This window comes from Cryobacterium sp. 10S3, assembly GCF_034344045.1.
Taxonomy (GTDB): Bacteria; Actinomycetota; Actinomycetes; order Actinomycetales; family Microbacteriaceae; genus Cryobacterium; species Cryobacterium glucosi.
Map to the genome: position 1 here is coordinate 3539094 of NZ_CP133773.1, position 17995 is coordinate 3557088.

19 protein-coding genes are annotated in these 17995 nt (G+C 67.9%); 8 read left to right on the forward strand and 11 right to left on the reverse strand.

Annotated elements, in window-relative coordinates; all coding sequences use genetic code 11:
- Positions 1-55: 55 nt before the first annotated feature.
- Positions 56-913, forward strand: a complete 858-nt coding sequence (locus RHM57_RS16420; RefSeq protein WP_322136965.1) for a PhzF family phenazine biosynthesis protein — start codon at positions 56-58, stop codon at positions 911-913.
- Between the two features lie 88 nt (positions 914-1001).
- A complete protein-coding gene (locus RHM57_RS16425; protein WP_134449110.1) occupies positions 1002-1820 on the forward strand; it encodes a shikimate 5-dehydrogenase in 819 nt (272 codons plus the stop codon).
- Between the two features lie 25 nt (positions 1821-1845).
- Here the strand turns inward: RHM57_RS16425 and RHM57_RS16430 are convergent, their stop codons facing one another.
- Positions 1846-2643, reverse strand: coding sequence for a hypothetical protein (locus RHM57_RS16430; protein ID WP_134449111.1), 798 nt, complete (start codon positions 2641-2643; stop codon positions 1846-1848).
- A 145-nt stretch (positions 2644-2788) separates the two neighbouring features.
- Positions 2789-3352 (reverse strand): isochorismatase family protein, encoded by a 564-nt coding sequence (locus RHM57_RS16435; protein ID WP_322188781.1) that lies wholly within the window; start codon positions 3350-3352, stop codon positions 2789-2791.
- Between the two features lie 99 nt (positions 3353-3451).
- Here RHM57_RS16435 and RHM57_RS16440 point away from each other — a divergent pair, with 99 nt between their 5' ends.
- Both RHM57_RS16440 and RHM57_RS16445 read left to right on the forward strand, forming a co-directional pair.
- Positions 3452-3835 (forward strand): VOC family protein, encoded by a 384-nt coding sequence (locus tag RHM57_RS16440; protein WP_134449113.1) that lies wholly within the window; start codon positions 3452-3454, stop codon positions 3833-3835.
- Between the two features lie 78 nt (positions 3836-3913).
- Complete coding sequence (locus tag RHM57_RS16445) at positions 3914-4930, forward strand: zinc-dependent alcohol dehydrogenase (RefSeq protein WP_322188783.1); 1017 nt, start codon at positions 3914-3916, stop codon at positions 4928-4930.
- 218 nt (positions 4931-5148) lie between these two features.
- Here RHM57_RS16445 and RHM57_RS16450 read toward each other — a convergent pair whose 3' ends face one another.
- Positions 5149-5646 carry a GNAT family N-acetyltransferase gene (locus RHM57_RS16450; RefSeq protein ID WP_134449115.1) on the reverse strand — a complete coding sequence of 166 codons (498 nt, stop codon included), beginning with the start codon at positions 5644-5646 and terminating at the stop codon, positions 5149-5151.
- Between the two features lie 168 nt (positions 5647-5814).
- On the reverse strand, positions 5815-6669 hold the full coding sequence (locus tag RHM57_RS16455; RefSeq protein ID WP_322188785.1) for an NAD(P)H-binding protein: 855 nt from the start codon (positions 6667-6669) through the stop codon (positions 5815-5817).
- A 92-nt stretch (positions 6670-6761) separates the two neighbouring features.
- Here RHM57_RS16455 and RHM57_RS16460 point away from each other — a divergent pair, with 92 nt between their 5' ends.
- Positions 6762-7172 (forward strand): winged helix-turn-helix transcriptional regulator, encoded by a 411-nt coding sequence (locus RHM57_RS16460; RefSeq protein WP_134449117.1) that lies wholly within the window; start codon positions 6762-6764, stop codon positions 7170-7172.
- An 18-nt stretch (positions 7173-7190) separates the two neighbouring features.
- On the opposite strand, the gene RHM57_RS16465 is transcribed toward RHM57_RS16460, so the two are convergent.
- Genes RHM57_RS16465 through RHM57_RS16475 form a run of 3 tightly spaced genes read right to left on the reverse strand, consistent with a single transcriptional unit; the run spans position 7191 to position 11032 of the window.
- Positions 7191-7466 (reverse strand): hypothetical protein, encoded by a 276-nt coding sequence (locus tag RHM57_RS16465; protein WP_134449118.1) that lies wholly within the window; start codon positions 7464-7466, stop codon positions 7191-7193.
- A 51-nt stretch (positions 7467-7517) separates the two neighbouring features.
- Entirely contained in the window at positions 7518-8846 is a 1329-nt protein-coding gene (locus tag RHM57_RS16470; protein ID WP_322188787.1) for a 2-oxo acid dehydrogenase subunit E2, read from the reverse strand.
- A complete protein-coding gene (locus tag RHM57_RS16475; protein ID WP_322188789.1) occupies positions 8846-11032 on the reverse strand; it encodes an alpha-ketoacid dehydrogenase subunit alpha/beta in 2187 nt (728 codons plus the stop codon). Before RHM57_RS16475 ends, RHM57_RS16470 begins: the two co-directional genes overlap by 1 nt.
- Before the next feature lie 173 nt (positions 11033-11205).
- Between RHM57_RS16475 and RHM57_RS16480 the strand changes: the two genes are divergently transcribed.
- Together RHM57_RS16480 and RHM57_RS16485 are read left to right on the forward strand one after the other, a co-directional pair.
- A complete protein-coding gene (locus RHM57_RS16480) occupies positions 11206-11739 on the forward strand; it encodes a VOC family protein (RefSeq protein ID WP_134558319.1) in 534 nt (177 codons plus the stop codon).
- Positions 11736-12428: a GntR family transcriptional regulator gene (locus RHM57_RS16485; protein WP_322188791.1), complete on the forward strand. Its 693-nt coding sequence runs from the start codon at positions 11736-11738 to the stop codon at positions 12426-12428. The genes RHM57_RS16480 and RHM57_RS16485 overlap by 4 nt, the downstream gene beginning before the upstream one ends.
- Before the next feature lie 21 nt (positions 12429-12449).
- On the opposite strand, the gene RHM57_RS16490 is transcribed toward RHM57_RS16485, so the two are convergent.
- The 3 genes from RHM57_RS16490 to RHM57_RS16500 all read right to left on the reverse strand — a co-directional run bounded on the left by RHM57_RS16490 (position 12450) and on the right by RHM57_RS16500 (position 15541).
- Positions 12450-13511, reverse strand: coding sequence for a 2,3-butanediol dehydrogenase (locus tag RHM57_RS16490; protein ID WP_322188793.1), 1062 nt, complete (start codon positions 13509-13511; stop codon positions 12450-12452).
- The gene (eboE, locus tag RHM57_RS16495; protein WP_322188795.1) at positions 13508-14716 is read right to left on the reverse strand and encodes a metabolite traffic protein EboE; all 1209 of its coding nucleotides are present in this window, start codon (positions 14714-14716) and stop codon (positions 13508-13510) included. The genes RHM57_RS16490 and eboE overlap by 4 nt, the downstream gene beginning before the upstream one ends.
- Before the next feature lie 177 nt (positions 14717-14893).
- Positions 14894-15541 carry a helix-turn-helix domain-containing protein gene (locus tag RHM57_RS16500; RefSeq protein ID WP_134449124.1) on the reverse strand — a complete coding sequence of 216 codons (648 nt, stop codon included), beginning with the start codon at positions 15539-15541 and terminating at the stop codon, positions 14894-14896.
- Positions 15542-15803: 262 nt separating this feature from the next.
- Between RHM57_RS16500 and RHM57_RS16505 the strand changes: the two genes are divergently transcribed.
- Positions 15804-16889 (forward strand): SDR family oxidoreductase, encoded by a 1086-nt coding sequence (locus tag RHM57_RS16505; RefSeq protein WP_241975243.1) that lies wholly within the window; start codon positions 15804-15806, stop codon positions 16887-16889.
- A gap of 78 nt (positions 16890-16967) precedes the next feature.
- Here RHM57_RS16505 and RHM57_RS16510 read toward each other — a convergent pair whose 3' ends face one another.
- Positions 16968-17948 (reverse strand): zinc-dependent alcohol dehydrogenase, encoded by a 981-nt coding sequence (locus RHM57_RS16510; protein ID WP_134558322.1) that lies wholly within the window; start codon positions 17946-17948, stop codon positions 16968-16970.
- Positions 17949-17995 lie beyond the last annotated feature (47 nt).

The window sequence follows — 17995 nt, forward strand, 5'->3', positions numbered from 1 at the left end:
TCTCAGCTTTGCACCCCCCGGGGCGGCGTCGCACCGGTGGCCTAGGGTGTTGAGCATGTCCGACGAGACCGAGATCCTGCGCCTGACCGCCTTCGCCGCCGAGCCCACCGGTGGCAACCCGGCCGGTGTCGTGCTCGACGCGAGCACGCTCCCCGACGCCGAGATGCAGCGGATCGCGGCGGCGCTCGGTTACGCGGAAACCGCGTTCCTGACCCGGCCGCCGACCCCGCAGGACCCGGGAAGAGCGGGCATCCGCTACTTCTCCCCCACGGCGGAAGTGCCGTTCTGCGGTCACGCGACGATCGCGACCGCCGTTGCGCTCGCCGGCCGCGGTGACGCAGAATCCTTCGTGTTCGAGACGAAGATCGGGGAGGTGAGGATCGCCACCCGGCGCACCGCTGACGGGATCGTGGCCTCGTTCACGAGTGTCGAGCCGCGGGTGGAGCCGATCGGGGCATCGGTGCTCGAGCACCTGCTGCGGCTGCTCGGCGTCGACACCGCCGACCTGCACCCGGACTACCCGCCCCGGCTCGCCTTCGCGGGCAACGTGCACCCCGTGCTCGTCTTCGCGGAGACGGCGACCTTCGACGGCTTCCGGTTCGACCCTGCCCAGGTGCGTGCCCTGATGGACGCAGAGGGCTGGGCGGGCACCGTGACGACCCTCCGCGTGCTGGGGCCGCTCGAGTTCGAGGCGCGGAACCTCTTCCCGGTCGGGACCATGACCGAGGACCCGGCGACGGGCTCTGCGGCGGCCTCCGTCGGCGGCTACCTCCGGGCGCTGGGCCTCGTCGACGCCCCGGCGCGAGTGTTGATCCACCAGGGCCGTCACGTCGGCCGCCCGAGCCTGCTCACCGTCGATATCCCCGAGACCGGCGGCATCGTGGTGTCCGGGACAGCCTCGGTCATCTCCTGAACCCGATCTCCTCGACCCCGTCTCGGACCTTCGGACGGGGCGTCCGGGTTACCGTGGAAAGACCGCACCTCATCCCGGGAGAAGAACCATGAAACCAGCGCTCAACAAGGACACGCAGCTGTGCATCTCGCTCGCGGCCCGCCCGAGCAACATCGGCACCCGTTTCCACAACTACCTCTACGACGAGCTCGGCCTCGACTTCATCTACAAGGCATTCACGACAACCGACATCACCGCGGCGATCGGCGGCGTGCGGGCGCTCGGCATCCGCGGCTGCTCCGTGTCGATGCCCTTCAAAGAGGACGTCATCGCGCTCGTCGACGAGATGGATGCCTCCGCGACCGCCATCCGCTCGGTGAACACCATCGTCAACGACAACGGGGTCCTGAAGGCGTCGAACACCGACTACCTGGCCATTGCCGAGCTCATCGCCGAGCACGGCATCGATCCGGGCACACCGTTCCTGCTCCGAGGGAGCGGTGGAATGGCGAAGGCCGTCGGTGCGGCCTTCCGGGACGCCGGTTTCTCCGACGGAACCATCATCGCCCGCAACGAGACCAGCGGTCGCCTGCTCGCTGACGAGCTCGGCTACCGGTGGCTGCCGGACCCGGGAGCCGAGACCGCACCGCTGATCGTCAACGTGACCCCGATCGGGATGAGCGGTGGCGCAGAGTCCGAGAGCCTCGCATACCCGCTCGGCACCGTCGACGCGGCCACGACCGTCTTCGATGTGGTCGCCCTTCCGGCGGAAACGCCCCTGATCCGCGCGGCGCGTGCGGCCGGGAAGCGGGTCGTGACCGGGGCCGAGGTCATCGCGCTGCAGGCCGCTCACCAGTTCGAGCTGTACACCGGGGTGCGGCCGACCCCGGAGCAGGTGCTCGCGGCATCCGCTTTCTCGCGTCAGTAGAGGGCGGCACCGGTGGGAGGCCGTCTCAATACAGGAATTCGGCGTCGAAGGAATCAAGGTCGACCCTGACGCCGTTCAGGGTGCGCTCGAACTCCTGCTGCACGCCGATCCGCAGGTTGCCCGAGTCATTCCAGCCGCCGTACGGCACCGGTTCGGGTGCGAGGACGTCGGCAGTCCAGCTCGGATAGTCGAGGGGACCGGTTGCGGTGTCCCACAGGGCGACGTCGGAGAATTCGGTCGTTTCTCCCATCAGGAGCGGCCACATCGCCGCTCCGCTATAGACGACCGGGCGCACTCCGAGCTCCTGCACCCCCGTGATCATGTCCCGGGTGAGGGGCGGGCTGCCGGTCTCGATGTCGAGGGCGAAGAACTGGAGCCGGGTGCTGTACGGACCCGTCGCAGCGATGCCGGCCTGCCAGCAGGCGGGATTGCGGGTGTATGCGGCGACCTTCAGCCCGGCGTCGAGGGCCATCTGCAGTTGCGGCTGGGCGTGGGCCGCGGGGGTGCAGGTGCCCCAGTCGGTCGACGCCAGAATGTAGAGCCGGAATCCCTCGGCATAGGCTGCGGTGAACCACGCCGGGTCGGTGACGACCTGGTCGGAGTCGAGGGCCTTCACCGAGGACACTGCCGCGGCAGCGGGGACTGTCTCTGACACGGAGTGCGCGGCAGCGGCAGCGGTTGCTACTGTCCGGACCTCCGCCTCGGCGCGCGGCGCGGCCGCCGTGACACCCGCGACGATGAGCGCCGCCGCCAGGATGCCGACGCCGGCTCGCCTTCCGATCCGACCCGGTCGCACTATCGAGGCCTGCGTAATCCTGCCCATTCGTCACTCCACGTTCGGGTCGCGCGAGGTTTGAGCTTCCACTTTCGGCATCCAGTGTGCTGCGCCCCCGCGGGCCACGGAAGTCCGTCCCGGCGATTTCCCAGCCTCGAGCGAAGCGCTGTTTCCGTCCGACGGCCCGGTCGCCTCAGGAGGACGGCGCCGTGAAGTCAAGGTCGGCAGTGGTCACCGTGCCCGCTGTCCGCCCGGGGGCCGTGTGGTATTCCCAGTACAGGTTGGTGTGGGCGATCACCAGGTCCGGCGGCGGCGCACCAAAGCCGCTCAGGTCCTCGGTGGTGTGGGCATCACTGACGAGGATGGCGTCGTAGCCGCGGACGATCGCGCCGTGGAGCGTCGACCGGATGCACTCATCCGTTTGCGCACCGGCGATCACAAGACCGCCGATGCCGCGTTCGGCGAGCACGGACTCGAGGTCGGTGTCCTCGAAGGCGTCGGCGTACGCCTTGTGCACGAGCGGTTCCGCCTCGAGGCGCACGAGTTCGGGTACGAGCTGCCAGGAAGCACTCCCCTGCGGCTGGTCGTCGTTGTGGTGCTGCACCCAGATGAGGTCGACGCCGGCGGCTCGCGCCTTGTCGACGACGCTGCTGACGTTCCCGACGATCGCGTCCCGATCGTAGGCGTCTTTCACGAAACCGGTCTGGACGTCGATGACGAGCAGAGCGGTGTTCGGCCGGTTGTCGAGGGTGGTCACGATTCCTCCTCAGAAGCTGTCGGACGGTGTCACGAGGCCACGCTACGCCGCGGCGCCGTTCGCCGCGAGTGGCTGTCGCTCCTTGATACAGTGACGACCATGGACATGCGACTGGAGCTTGTGCCGTTGCCCGTTGCGGACGTCGAACGGAGCAAGGCCTTCTACGTGGATGTTGTCGGCTTCCACCTGGATCACGATGTGCAGCCAGGCAACGGAATGCGGATCGTGCAGCTGACCCCTCCGGGCTCGGCGTGCTCCGTGGTCATCGGGACCGGCATGGGGAATGGACCTGAGCACGGCACGGTCAAGAACCTGCACCTGGTCGTCTCCGACATCGGCGCAGCACGGGACGAACTCGTGAACCGTGGCCTGCAGATCACCGAGATCCACGACATGGGTGGCGTCAAGTACGCGTACTTCAGCGATCCTGACGGCAACTCCTGGGCGCTTCAGGAAATCGGCCGGTACGCGAAGCCTGCCTGACGCGCACCCGAACCCGCTTCGTACCAGCTCGTGGAGCTTCCCAGGCTGATCTCGTGATCCACGCCGAAAGGAAGCACCATGAAGGCCTTTGTCATCACCGCGCCCGGGGAAGCATCCGTGCAGGATGTCGCCCCGCCGGTTGCGGGGCCCGGCCAGGTCGTCGTCGATGTCGCGAGAGTCGGCGTCTGCGGAACCGACGTCGAGTTCTTCACCGGCGAGATGCAGTACCTGCACGACGGCAAGGCCCGGTACCCGATGCGGATCGGCCATGAGTGGGCCGGGACCGTGACCGCGCTCGGCGCAGGCGTCGACCGGCGGTGGCTCGGTCGCCGGGTCACCGGCGACACCATGCTCGGCTGCGGGGTGTGCCGTCGGTGCCTCCGCGGCCTGCAGCATGTCTGCGAGTTCCGCTTCGAGGTCGGCATCCTCGGCGGCTTCCCCGGTGCCCTCGCCGAACAGCTCGCGGTGCCCGCCACCTCGCTGTTCGAGCTGCCCGACACCGCCGACGACGTGCTCGGCGCGCTCGTCGAACCGGGCGGTAACGCGCTGCGTTCCGTTCGGGGTGCAGCACTGGAACCCGGCGACCGGGCGCTCGTCCTCGGAGCGGGCACGATCGGTCTGCTCATCGCCTTGTTCGCCCGGCAGCAGGGTGCAGAGGTGCACGTGATGGGACGGTCCGCGCGCTCACTGGACTACGCCAGGAGCCTCGGCTTCGACGGAGTCTGGACCGACGCCGACCTGCCGGAGTCGCCCTTCGACGCCGTCATCGACGCCTCCAACGCGGCCGCCCTGCCCGCCCGCGCCCTCGACCTGGTCGAGCCGGGGAAGCGCGTGGTCTACGTCGGTCTCGCCGGCAGCCCGAGCCTGATCGACACCCGAACCCTCGCTCTCAAGGACGTGACGGCGGTCGGCATCCTGAGCGCCTCCCCGGGGCTCAGGGGCACGATCGACCTCTACGCGAGCGGTGCCGTCGACCCGCGCCCGCTCGTCGCCGCGACGGTCGGGCTCAGCGGTGTGCGAGAGATCCTGGCCGGGCATCGCCCCGCCGGCGCCGGCCTCGGTCCCAAACTGCACGTCGACCCCCGGCTCGCCTGACGTCGTTCCCGACAACGCCGCCAAAAACGACACCGCCCCGCACTGCACCGATTCGATTCGATTCGACGGAGCGTCTCCCGCGCCGGCGTTCGCGAGAGTGCGCTTTCGGCCGTTGAATCGCAGGCAAAGTCAAGCGGCCTTCAGAGCCACACGTGCACTCTCGCGGCACGGCGGGGCGAGCGGATGCGGGGCGACGCGGGAATGTGGAGCGGTGCAGGTCAGGCGAGCAGCTTCTCGAAGCAGAACGAGTGTGGGATCGCCTCGATGTACGGTTCGTAGATCGGGATCGGCGTGTAGCCGATCTTCTCGTAGAGGGCGACCGCATCCGGTTGCTTGCTGCCGGTCTGCAGGATGAGCCGCGGCACGCCGGCGGCACGGGCGATGCGCTCGAGCTCGTTCATCAGGGCACGGCCGACCCCGCGCCCGCGCTGGTCGTCGGAGACGATCACGCGCTTGACCTCCCAGTCGCCATCATGGGTGCGCAGGGCCGCGTGGGCGATGGGGGTGCCGTCGCCGTCGACCACGAGCACGGTCGCGAGAATGTCGGCGGGGTCGATCCTGAGCGCCGCGGTCACGGCGTCATCGAGTTCGGGGCTGCCAGGGCCGGCGTAGCGCGCGGTCATCTCCACGTCCATCCGCGCGCGCAGCACGGCGGCGCGCGGGTCGTCCCACTCCACCCGCTCGAAACGGAACAGGCGTTCGGTACTGCCACTCATCGTCGGGTCCTTCGTCTGCGTGTGCTCGGGTGTGTGCAGTGCGATCTCTGCAATCGCACAGCCTACCGACCCGGGGGCGGATGCCGCCGCGTCCACTCCCCGGGGCATGGCCGGGGCGGATGCCGTCAGGTCCACCTCCGGGGCATGGCCGGGCCGGGACAGGCGAGGTTAGACGCTCGCGGCGAGGCCCTCCGCGAGCGGCGTCGTCGGCCGTCCGATCAGGCGGGCCAGGTCGCCGCTCGTCTCGCCGAGCAGCCCGTCGCGGATGTTGGCGTCGAGACCGACGACGAAGCCCACCGTGCCCTCGTCGAGGCCGAAGGACGCGAGCAGCTCCGCGTGTGCTGCGGGTGTCAGGTTCCGGAAGGCCACCGATGAGTCGATGAGGGTTCCGATCGTGGCTGCGAGTTCGTCGAAGTCCCAGGCGTGGTCGCCCGAGAGCTCGAGGGTCTTGCCCGCGAGCGAGTCGTCGAGGATGGCCGCGGCCGCGGCATCCGCATAGTCGGCCCGGCTCGCGCTCGCGACCCGGCCGTCGCCGACGCTCGCGACGATCTCGCCGGCCTGGCGTGCCCTCTCGATTTCACCGGTGTAGTTCTCGGTGTACCAACCGTTGCGCAGGATGCTGAAGGGGACCCCCGAGGCGATCAGGAACTCCTCGGTCGCCTTGTGCTCCGGGGCCAGCAGGAGCGCGGAGGCCGTGGCCTTCGGGGCGCTCGTGTAGACGATGCGCCCGACGCCGGCGGCCTGGGCGGCCGCGATCACGGCGGTGTGCTGCGGCACGCGCTGGCCGACCTCGCTGCCGGAGACGAGCATCAGCACGTCGCCCGGTTCGACGACGGCGGTCACGGTCTCGGGGTTGCCGTAGTCGAGGACTGCGGTGCGCACGCCGAGTGCGGCGAGAGCGGACAGCTTGTCGACATTGCGGGCTGTCGCGACGATGCTCTCCGGGGCCGCGCCGCGGGCGAGGAGGGATTCGACGATGAGGTGGCCGAGGTGACCAGAGGTGGCGGTGACGATGTATGACATGTGTTGTCCTTTCGGTGGCGTGTCAGAGTCAACCACGGGACGGTCGAGTACCTTCCCGCGCACAGGTACCCACCTTTAGGTAAGCTACCTGCATGAAGGTTAGTTTCGATGTCTCGCGGGCGCGTCCCGGCGCCGTCGCCGGCGTCTACCCGGCCAAATGCGCCACGCGCACCGTGCTCGACCACGTCACGAGCAAGTGGGGCGTGCTCATCCTGCTCGCCCTGCAGCAGGACTCGCTCCGCTGGGGCGAGCTCCGGCGGTCCATCGAGGGCATCAGCGAGAAGATGCTCGCATCGACCCTGCGCACCCTCGAGTCAGACGGCTTCGTGAACCGGGAGGCGCAGGCGACGATCCCGCCGCGCGTCGACTATGAACTGACGGCCAGGGGCCACGAGCTCGCCGACCGCCTCGTCCCCCTGATGGACTGGATCGCGGACAACGCCGACGAGATCACCGGCACGCCCGCTTTCCCTGGCGCGAAAGCGGGTGAATCGTCGTTCTGAGCGCGACAGAACGACGATTCACCCGCTTTCGCGGGCGGCGCGGGCGCTTGTGGTCAGATGGTGGTACTGACGATCGAGGGCGCGAGTGAGGGAACGCACCTGCTTCATCTGCTCTTCATCCGCGCGGCATTGGCGCTCCCGCTCGAAGTCATCCTTGCAGCCCGTCCCGTAGGCGAGGGAGATCGCTCGCAGCGCCCTGCCGCTCCGTTCTGCAGCGAGGAGCGCGGCCAGCCGTTCCGATTCCGCGGCAAGGGATGCCCGCTCTGCTACGAGACGTTCGAGTCGGGGATCCATATGCGCGCCTTTGCTCACGGGGAAGTCAACGGTCATCAGAGCCCGCCGACGTCAAATGATTATAGAGAGTGGATTCTCGATACAGGCCACGAACTGCGCCATCCATTCGGCGGCCACCGCACCGTCGACCACACGGTGATCGGCCGAGAGGGTGACGGTCATCACGGTGCCGACCGAGAGCTGTCCCGCGTCGACGACCGGCCGTTGTTTCGCGGCGCCGACGGCGAGAATGCCGGACTGGGGCGGGTTCAGGATGGCCGAGAACTGGTCGACCGCGAACATGCCGAGATTCGAGACGGCAAAGCTGCCGCCCTCGAGTTCCTCTTGCCTCAGCTTCCCCTTCCGCGCCCGTCCGGCGAGGTCGGCGACCCTCTCGCTGATGCTCGTCAGCGTGAGGCCTTCGACGCCACGCAGGACCGGAGTGAGCAGTCCTGTTTCGGTGGACACCGCCACCGAGAGATCGACGTGCTCGAATCGTCTCGTAGCGGTCTCGGTCCAGATCACGTTCGCCGCGGGCACCCGGACGAGCGCTACCGCGACGGCCTTGACCACAAAGTCGTTGACCGAGATCTTCCGCGGCGACGTCGCGTTGATCTCGCCGCGGAGGGTGAGGAGGCGCTCGACGCGGCAGTCCGCCGTGATGTAGAAGTGTGGAACCGTCGACTTGCTCTCGGTCAGGCGGCGCGCGATCGCCCGTCGCATCCCCGTGTGGGGAACATCGGTGAACCCGGAGGCGTCGACCACGGATGTGCCGGTGGTGCGGGCCGAGGGTGCCGCTGGAACGGACACCGCAGGAGACGCCACAGGCATGACGGGCTCGGGCCGGGACTCGGCTGCAGTCACGGGCGCGGGCTTGAGGGTGTCGAGGTCCCGGCGCACGATCCGCCCGTTCGGGCCACTGCCGACGACGCGGGATAGGTCGAGCGCGCGTTCCCTGGCGATGCGGCGCACGAGCGGACTGGCGAATTGACGCTGGCCGCTGGCTGCGGCGAGCGGTACCTGCGCCCCGTCCGGGGCCGATTCGACCGGGACCACTCCGACCGGCGTCGCCGCCTCCGCGGCCGCCGTCACCGGGGTCGCAGGCCCTGCCTGCTCCGGGACGTCCCCGGCGAGGAAGGCATCGATGTCCGACTCCGCCTCACCGACGGCGGCGATCACGCCGATCGGCACGCCCACTTCGACGGGCACGCCCTCGGGGACGATGACGCGCGCGAGCACACCTTCCGTCTCGGCGCGGTACTCGACGACCGCCTTCTCCGTTTCGATCTCGGCGAGCGGCTGGCCGATCGCCACAGTGTCGCCCACCTTCACCAGCCAGGTCTGGATGGCGGCTTCTGCGGCATTGGCGAGCACCTCCGGCATGCGCACGAGCGTTGCCATCAGCGGGTTCCCAGACCGAGCTTGATGATCTCGAGGCCGGCGACGACGTCCTCGGTGCGCGCAATGGCCGCCCGCTCGAGCACGCGTGAGATGCTCGGGCTTGCCTCGCCGCCGGTCACGCGTTCGACCGGCTGGTCGAGGTAGTCGAAGAACCGGCGTTGGATCTCATCGGACAGCCAGGCACCATACGACGTGCCGCGGGCCCCCTGTTCGACGATGAGCACGCTGTTGGTCTTGCGGATGCTCGTGCCGATGGTCTCCCAGTCGATCGAGGCCCGGTCGAGCCAGCGCAAGTCGACGACGTCGGCGCTCATGCCGGTCAGTTCGACGGCCTCGATGGAGTGCTTGACCATGGACAGGTAGCTGATCACGGTGACGTCGGTGCCTTCACGGCGCAGGGCCGCCTTCCCCAGCGGGATGAAGTAGTCGAGGTCGCCGGCGGGCACGTCACCGCTGTCGGCATAGAGGTCGACATGCTCGATGACGAGCACCGGGTCCTGCAGGGCCAAAGCGGTGTTCATCAGGCCGATGTAGTCAGCCGCCGATGACGGTGCGACGATCCGCCAGCCGGGGCTCGTCGCGAAGATGCCCGCGGGGTCCATCAGGTGCTGCGAGCCGTAGCCGCTTCCCATCGCGACCTTCGTGCGCAGCACGAGGGGCACCGGATTCTCGCCGCCGAACATGTGCCGCGCCTTGCCGATCTGGTTGAAGACCTGGTCGGCGGCCACCCACATGAAGTCCGGATACATGAATTCAACGACCGGGCGGTAGCGCCCGTCGAGCGCCATCCCGCCGCCGAGGCCGGCGAACGCGTTCTCGCTGATCGGCGTGCCGAGCACACGGCCCTCGAACTTCTTCGCAAGCCCCTTGGTGGCGCCGTTCGTGCCGCCGTTGAGGCGGTGCACGTCTTCGCCGAGCACGACGATCCGTGCGTCCTCTGCCATGCGGCGGTCCATCACGCCGGCGACGGCGTCGACGAACTTCTTCGTTTCGAGCTCGCCCCGGTATTCGGTCGGCTCGAGCGTGCGCAGTCCGGTCAGTTCGCTCGCGTCGCCCCGCACCCCGACATTGACGAAGTCGACGTCGGGCCAGAGGTCCGGCCGGATCCGGCGCTTCCCCGCCGACTCCGGGTCGGCCTCGAGCAGCTGGGCCACTGCATCCCGCATCGCGGACTGGGCCTGCTCGCGCACCGCGGCGATGCCGGCCGTGTCGATCTGGCCGAGCGCGATCATTTCGCGGGCGACCCGGTCCAGCGGGTCACGGGCCCGCCAGGCCGCCTCTTCCTCCTTGGTCCGGTAGCCGAAGGCGCTGCCCGGATACGGTCCGTTCTGGTGGAAGAAGCGGTAGACCTCGACCTCGACGACAGCGGGTCCCTGGCCGGACCGCATCACCTGCTCGGCCTCCTTCGTCGCCAGGTGCACGGCGAGCGGGTCCATACCGTCGACGCGCCAGCTGGGAATGCCGAACCCAAGCGCGCGGGCCGAGAGCCGAGGCTCACCGGTCGACTCGGCCACCGTGGTGGACACAGCGTAGAGGTTGTTCTCGATGAAGAAGGCAAGCGGCAGCTTCCACGCCGAAGCGAGGTTCATCGTTTCAAGGACCGAGCCGATGTTGGTCGCGCCGTCCCCGAAGTAGCTCACCGTGACATCCGTCGTTCCCGCGTGCTTCTGGGCCCAGGCGTTGCCGGCCGCGAGCGGAACCCCGCCGCCGACGATCGCGTTGGTGCCGAGCGCGCCGGCCTCGAACCACTGCAGGTGCATCGAGCCGCCGCGGCCCCGGCAGTAGCCCTGGGCGAGCCCGAGAATCTCGGCGAGGGTGCGCTGCAGCACGGTCTGAATGTCCGCGGTCACGAGCGCCGCGGGGTCGAGGGCGCCGCCGGAGACATGGTTGATCGCCTTGGCGAGGAACTGGTGGTGCCCTCGGTGCGAGCCGTTGATCGCATCCGTCGACCCGAGGCCGACGATCGAGCCGACCGCCCCGCCCTCCTGGCCGATGCTGGAGTGCGCTGGCCCGTGCACGAGGCCCTCGCCGGCGAGTTCGAGCACGGTTTCTTCGAAGGCACGGATGAGATGCAGCTGGCCGAGCATGGTGGCCAGGAGTGCCGGGTCCGCACTCGCCCAGTCCTGCGCCGTGGTGCTGAGTTCGATCCACGGGGCCAGGGGATCCAAACGTCGTCGTTCAGGCATGTGCCGGTCTCCATTGGTCGTGTCGATCGCGGGGATCGACTACATGTGACCAACACTGTATCGTTGATTGAATCCAATGCCAAGGATTGTTCGCAATATCTCCGATCAGGATGCACGCATTTCGGGTCTTTGGATACAATGAGAGAAATCAACGACGAACGAAGGAGTTCTCGATGGTCCACGGCATCCCGGGTCTGCGCGGCACGGAACACATTGGTTTCACGGTCCCCGACCTCGCCGAGGCAGAGCGGTTCCTGGTCGACGTGATCGGCTGCGAGCTCGTCTACGCGCTCGGGCCGTTCGCCCACCCCGACGACGAGTGGATGCTCGAGCACCTCGGCGTGCACCCGCGCACGGTGATGCGCGAACTCCGCTTCTTCCGGTGCGGTCACGGGCCGAATTTCGAGGTCTTCCAGTACGAACCGGCGGATGCCGCAGCTCCCGAACCGAGGAACAGCGACATCGGCGGGCATCACCTGGCGTTCTACGTGGACGACTTCGATGCCGCCCTCGAGCACCTGCGGGAGCACGGTGTGGAGATCATGGGCGCACCGACGTCGAGTTCCAGCTGGAGCACCGGCCAGCGCTGGGTCTACTTCCGCAGCCCCTGGGGCATGCAGTTCGAGCTCGTGAGCTACCCGGACGGCAAGGCCTACGAAAAGGATGCTGCCACTAAACTGTGGCATCCGGCCCACCCCGCCGAATGACCGACACCACCGACCGGACGGACCCCATGGCCAGCGCCCCCAGCCGCGACGGCAGCGCCGGCAGCCGTATCGCCACGCGATTGCGGGACGAGATCCTGTCCGGCGCATACGCCCCCGGCACCCGGATCCGCCAGGAGGACGTCGCCGAACAGTTCGGCGCGAGCCGGCTCCCCGTTCGCGAGGCGCTGCGCATCCTGGAATCCGATGGCCTCGTCACCCTCGTCGCGAACACCGGCGCCTGGGTCTCCCACCTGAGCCTCGCGGAGTGCGAGGAGATGTACCAGATCCGCGAGCGCATCGAACCCCTGCTGCTGCGCTACAGCCTGCCCAATCTGTCGCCGGAGACCCTCGGCCGCCTGCAGGAACTCGCCGATGAAATGCAGGCCGGCACGGACGTCGAAACGTTCCTGCGCCTCGACCGCGAGTTCCACCTGCTCTCCTACTCCGGCGCCGTGACGTCCATCCTGGGCGAGACCATCCACCGGTTATGGAACTCGACCCAGCACTATCGACGCGCTTTCACGACCCTGATCGGGCCCGATGTCAACCGCGCCGTCCACTACGAACACCAGTTGCTCGTCGGGGCGCTGAGGCGCGGCGACGGCGACGAGGCCGAGCGGATGCTGGCCGGCCACATCCGCCGCACCAGGCTCGAGCTGTCCACGCATCCGGCGCTCGTCGCCCAGTAGGCGGCCACTCGGGGCGCGGCATCACGAGCCGGCGCGCACGAGCACCTTGACCTGGTCGCCGGTCGGTGACAGCAGCGTGTCGAAGCCCTGGGCCACGACATCCTTCATCGCGATCTGGGCTGTCACGACCTTCTCCACCGGGTACCGACCCCTGTCGATCAGGTCGATGATGCGCGGCCAGTCGGTGACCGGGAAGCACCAGGTGCCCGAGATCGTAATGTCGTGCTCGGAGATGACCATCGGGTCGATGGCCGCAGCCTTCGTGTGCAGCCCGGTCTGGGAGATCCTCCCGGCAGAACGCACCGAGGCGATCGCCGCCTGCAGCGCCCGCTCGTTCCCCGAGCATTCGATCACCGCGTCGACACCGATACCGTCTGTCCGGTCGCGAAGCCAGCCCGGCACGTCGACGGCGGTCGGGTCGAGCACCACTCCGACGTCGAAGCTGCGCACGAGCGCCGCGCGCACCGGATTGACCTCCGAGACGAAGACGTTCGCCCCGAGCGAGGCTGCGTAGAGCGACGCGAGGGCGCCGATCGGACCGGCCCCGGTGATCAGCACGTTGTCGCCGGGGCGCACACGGGCGGTGTCCACCCCGTACGCCGCGACAGCGCCCGGTTCGACGACGGCGCCCTGCAGGTCGGACACGCCGTCGGGGAGCACTGTGACGTTCGCTGCGGGCACGATGGCGAGGTCGGCGATGCCGCCCCACTGGTAGCTGAGCCCGACGGCGGCCATCGTGCGGCAGAGGTGGTTCAGTCCCCTGCGGCAGAAGTAGCAGTGCCCGCAGGACAGCAGCGGCATCACCGACACCCGCTCGCCCGGCCGCACCGCGGTCACCCCCTCGCCGACCTCGACCACTTCGGCCGAGAATTCGTGGCCCAGAATCTGCGAGCCGCACGCCGCGGTGAGCGGATGCGGTTCCCGCGGAATCACGATCGGGCCCTGGGCGTATTCGTGCAGGTCGGTGCCGCAGATGCCGCACCACAACGGCCTGACCAGGATTTCGCCTGCGCGGGGCGACTCGGGAGCCGTGACCTCCTCGACGCGGATGTCGCCGGCTCCGTGGAAGACGGCAGCCCTCATGGACGGGGGTCCAGCAGCTCGGCGCGGACGAACTCGAGTTCGCGGGTCACGTAGTCGGTGATGTCGCCGGTCTTGAGGTGCGCCGGGAGCACGTCCCAGGTATACGTCTCGATTTCCAGGTGGTCGGAGAGCGGTGTCTCACGGTGCATCTGCAGCGCCTGCTGCACGGCGAACCGCGTCGTGACGAACGGGCCGAGTTCCTCGAGGAAGACCGGAACGTGGAAGTGGGTGCGGATCTCGGTGGGCACCGGGTGCTCCTCGAACGCGTCGAGCGCGTCGCCGAGGGTGAGGAACTTCGTGACCGCACCGTCCTGGCGCATCGTCGTCTGGCTCAGGTAGATCGTGTCGGTGAAGACGCGCAGCTGGGGGACGAGTGCAGGAGTGAGGTCCCTGACCCAGAGCGCCGCCGCCTCCTGGAGCTTGAAGATCGGGATCCCGGCGTCGACCAGGCTGCGGAGCGATGCCGGAATATCCTCGAATCCGACGGACTGGTGGCCGATGTCGAAGACGATGCCGAGGTATCGGCGCATCGCACCTTCGGCCTCCGACAGGGGCAGCCCGGCGAGCCGGGCGAGCTCGGCGATGCCCTGCGGCGAGTAGACCCGCTCGGTGAAGAACGCGACGGTCTCCGCCGTGGTCTCCAGGAAGCACGCGGGCTCCGGCTCGAGGGCGAGCTTGACCCGCCGACCCGTGCGCGCCTCGAGCTCGACGAGGTGGGCGACGACCAGGAACAGGTTGGTGGTGAACCGGGCGACGTAGTCGTCGTCCGTGACATTCGGAGCGAACGCGAGTGGGGCCGTCTGGATGCTGGGGCTCACGTCCGCCGGAGCGATCTCCGCGAGGATGTCCGCGACCGAGTTCGTATATGCGACCCTGTCGTCGGTCGACCAGTCCGGTTCATAGACCCGTTCCATCACCAGATCGCCCTTGAACGGCCCATACGGGAACGCGTTCACCGTGTAGACGTACAGGTCGTTGTCGTCGAGGAATGTCCGGAGCTCTGCCCGTTCTCCAGGGCTTGCTGCGAGGGTCTTCGCCGAGTCGGCCGAGATGCGCAGTGAGACGCCGAAGCGCTGATCGGGCGAGACCCGGGCTTTGACGTCGGGGACGAAGGTGTGCAGGCTCTCCTTCATCTCCGCCCACGTGTCGCCCGCGTGCACGAGGGTGGAATATGACAGGTGGCCGAGGCCGCGTCCGAGATCCATGGAGGTCTGGTCCTTTTCCGCCGGTCATCCGGCTCACATCGTCGTGATATCAAGGAAGGGTGTCGTCGTCTAAGACGAGAGTGAACACCCGTTAAGTATTCCTTAACACACAGGCTACGACGGCTCCAGCATCGCTGTCAACCGAACGCCTGACGCGTGCCTTACGGAATGGATCGGCTAAGCGTGCGCGCCGTGAACGAACCAGATTCCCTGGACGTCGATGCTTCCGGTGTTCTTCAGGCTGTGCGGGATCGAGGAATCGAAGCCGAGCGACTCGCCCGCATGCAGCGTGAATGCCTCGTCGCCGATCGTCACCTGCAACTCACCCGCGATGACATAGCCGTACTCGTAGCCGGCGTGGGAGACGGTGTCGCCCTCGTCCGTCGACGTGGCTCCCGGCGCGTAGACGATCTTCATGAAGTTGACGTCGCGCTCCGGCGTGGCGGCAAGACGTTCCCAGTTGACCCCTGCGGCCATGTTGAGCCGCGACCGATGAGAGGGATGCACCACGGAGACCCGGTTCGCATACTCGGACGGATGCCACGCCTCCGAGGGATTCGTCACGTCGCCCCGATTCAGGACTTCTTCGGGGTGGACTGCCGGAACTCCAGGGTCGAGGGCCGGTTTACTCTCGAAGAGGTCGTCGACGGACACGTTCAGCAACTGGGCGAAGGCATACAGGGTCGCGACGGACGGCTGTGACTTGCCGTTCTCGATCTGGGAGACGAAGGAGGGCGAAACGTCGACCTGTCTGGCCAGCTCGCGCAACGTCAGGCCGGCCTTGAGCCTGATGTCTTTCAGCCGAGACCCTAAATTGTCCATCATGTTCCTCTGTCACACATCAGCATGACGACGACGAGGACCTGCCTCGCATCATCATTGAAGCCCGGCTATACACCCCACGCTCCGGAAAAAAGGTGAGTACGGACAAATATACACAGGAAGAGCCCCGAATACCCCGCCACTAGGGCCAAATCGGCGGTTCTGGCGGTTCCGGCGCGGCTTGCCGGGAATTCCAATGTTAAGTATCATTGAACACCTCAGGACGGCGACAAGGAAGTCCCGTCCATCAGGAAAGGATCGACTTGTGACATCCCCCTCAACAGTTCCCCGGCGGCGCGCGCTCATCGTCGGAGCGACGGGCATCACGGGCCAGACGGTCGTGAAGCAGTTGGTCGACGCGGGCTGGGACGTGACCGGCCTCTCGAGGCGAGGCCACTCCGAGACGCCCGGCATCACCGCCGTGACGGCAGACCTCCTGGACCCCGAGTCCCTCGCCGCCGCGCTCACGGGCACCCGACCGGAACTCGTCGTGATCACGGCGTGGGTGAAGCGGGATACCGAGACCGAGAACATCGAGGTCAACAGCGCCCTCGTGCGCAACGTGCTCGCGGCGCTCGAAGGCGAGAAGTCGGTCAGGCACGTGGCCCTGATGACCGGGCTCAAGCACTACCTCGGCCCGTTCGACAACTATGCGACCGGCGTCACCGCGGAGACCCCGTTCCACGAGGACGAGCCACGGCTGCCGCAGCCGAACTTCTACTACGCGCAGGAGGACGAGCTGTTCGGGTCCGCCGCCCGGAACGGCTTCACCTGGAGCGTGCACCGCGCACACACCGTCTTCGGGTTCGCAACGGACAACGCGATGAACATGGTGCTCACCCTCTCCGTCTACGCCGCGATCTGCAAGGAACTCGGGCTGACGTTCACCTTTCCCGGCTCAGCCACCCAGTGGAACGGCGTCACAGACGTCACCGACGTCGACCTGCTCGCCGAGCAGATCATCTGGGCGGGCACGCACCCGGAGGGTGCCAACGAAGCGTTCAACATCGCCAACGGCGACGTCTTCCGCTGGCGCTGGCTCTGGCCGCGGGTCGCCGCGATCTTCGATGTTCCCTGGGCCGGTTTCGAGGGCGAACCCCGCCCGTTGACCGCGCAGATGGCCGGCAAGGACGAGGTCTGGAGCGCCATCGCCGAACGGGAAGGACTCGTCGAAACGGACGTCACCCGCCTCGCTTCCTGGTGGCACACCGACAGCGACCTCGGCCGCAACATCGAGTGCTTCACCGACATGAACAAGAGCCGCCAAGCCGGGTTCCTGGGCTTCCGGTCCACGCCGGACAGCTTCCTCGACAAGGTGGAGCGGTACCGCGCGGCGAAGATCATCCCCTAGGCCGTTTCCCCCAGCCCAAAGACGGATGTCCCGGACAAGCAGCGCTCGTCCGGGACATCCGTCGTTCAGATCTGTTCGCTATGCGGGCAGCACGGCGTCGAATTCGATGTGCGCCTTGATCGTGGTCGCCGGGTGGTGCGCGGCCTCCAGGGCGCCCAGTGCGTCGGCGGCCCCGAACCTCTGGGTGACGAGCGGGCTCAGGTCGATTCCGGTGTGAGCGAGGAAGCGCAGGGTTTCCGGCCACACTCCGGGCGAGCCGACCGAACCGGTGATCTTGAGCTCCTTGGACTGGATGAGCCCGAGCTTCGCCGGCGCCTCGCGCCCGACGTCGATGCCGATGTAGGCGACCCGGCCCCGGAAGGCGGCGAGTTCGAGCGCCTGGGCCATGACGGCCGGCCGGCCGCTCGCCTCGACGACGACATCCGCTCCGCGCCCGTCCGTCTGCTCGTTCAGGAACTCGACGATATCGTCGGGGTGCACGGCGTGGCGGGCGCCGAGTCGCAGCGCGGCATCGCGTCGTTCTGGCGAAGGCTCTACGACGATCGTCACGGCGCCGAGGGCCGAGGCGGCCGCGGTGACGGCGAGTCCGATCGGTCCGGCACCGAGCACGACGAGGGTGTCGCTCGCGTTGACGTTCCCGACCCGCATCAGCGCGTAGTACGCGACGCTGAACGGCTCGACAAGAGCGCCGTTCGTGTACGACACGCTCGCGGGAAGCTTGTGCAGCCATTCGGGCCTGGCCACGAAGAACTCCGCGGCCGCACCGCTGATCGAGAACCCGAAGTGGTCCTCCCCGATGACACACTCGCCGACGACCCGATCGCCGGCCGCGAAGTCCTGCACCCGGTTTCCCACCGCGACCACCTCACCGGACCATTCGTGTCCGGGAATGATCGGGTACTCGAACGGGATGATGTACCGACCCTCGAGCAGGTCGATGTCGGAGTGGCAGACCCCGACGGATCGCGCGGCGACGAGCACTTCGTCGGCTCCGATCGCGGGGATGGGCAGCTCGTCAATCCGGGGAACATTCTGTTCCGCGAAGCGCAGCGCTTTCATAACGGGATTCCAATCGTGGGGACGGAGAGGGTGCGCGAGGGGTGCGC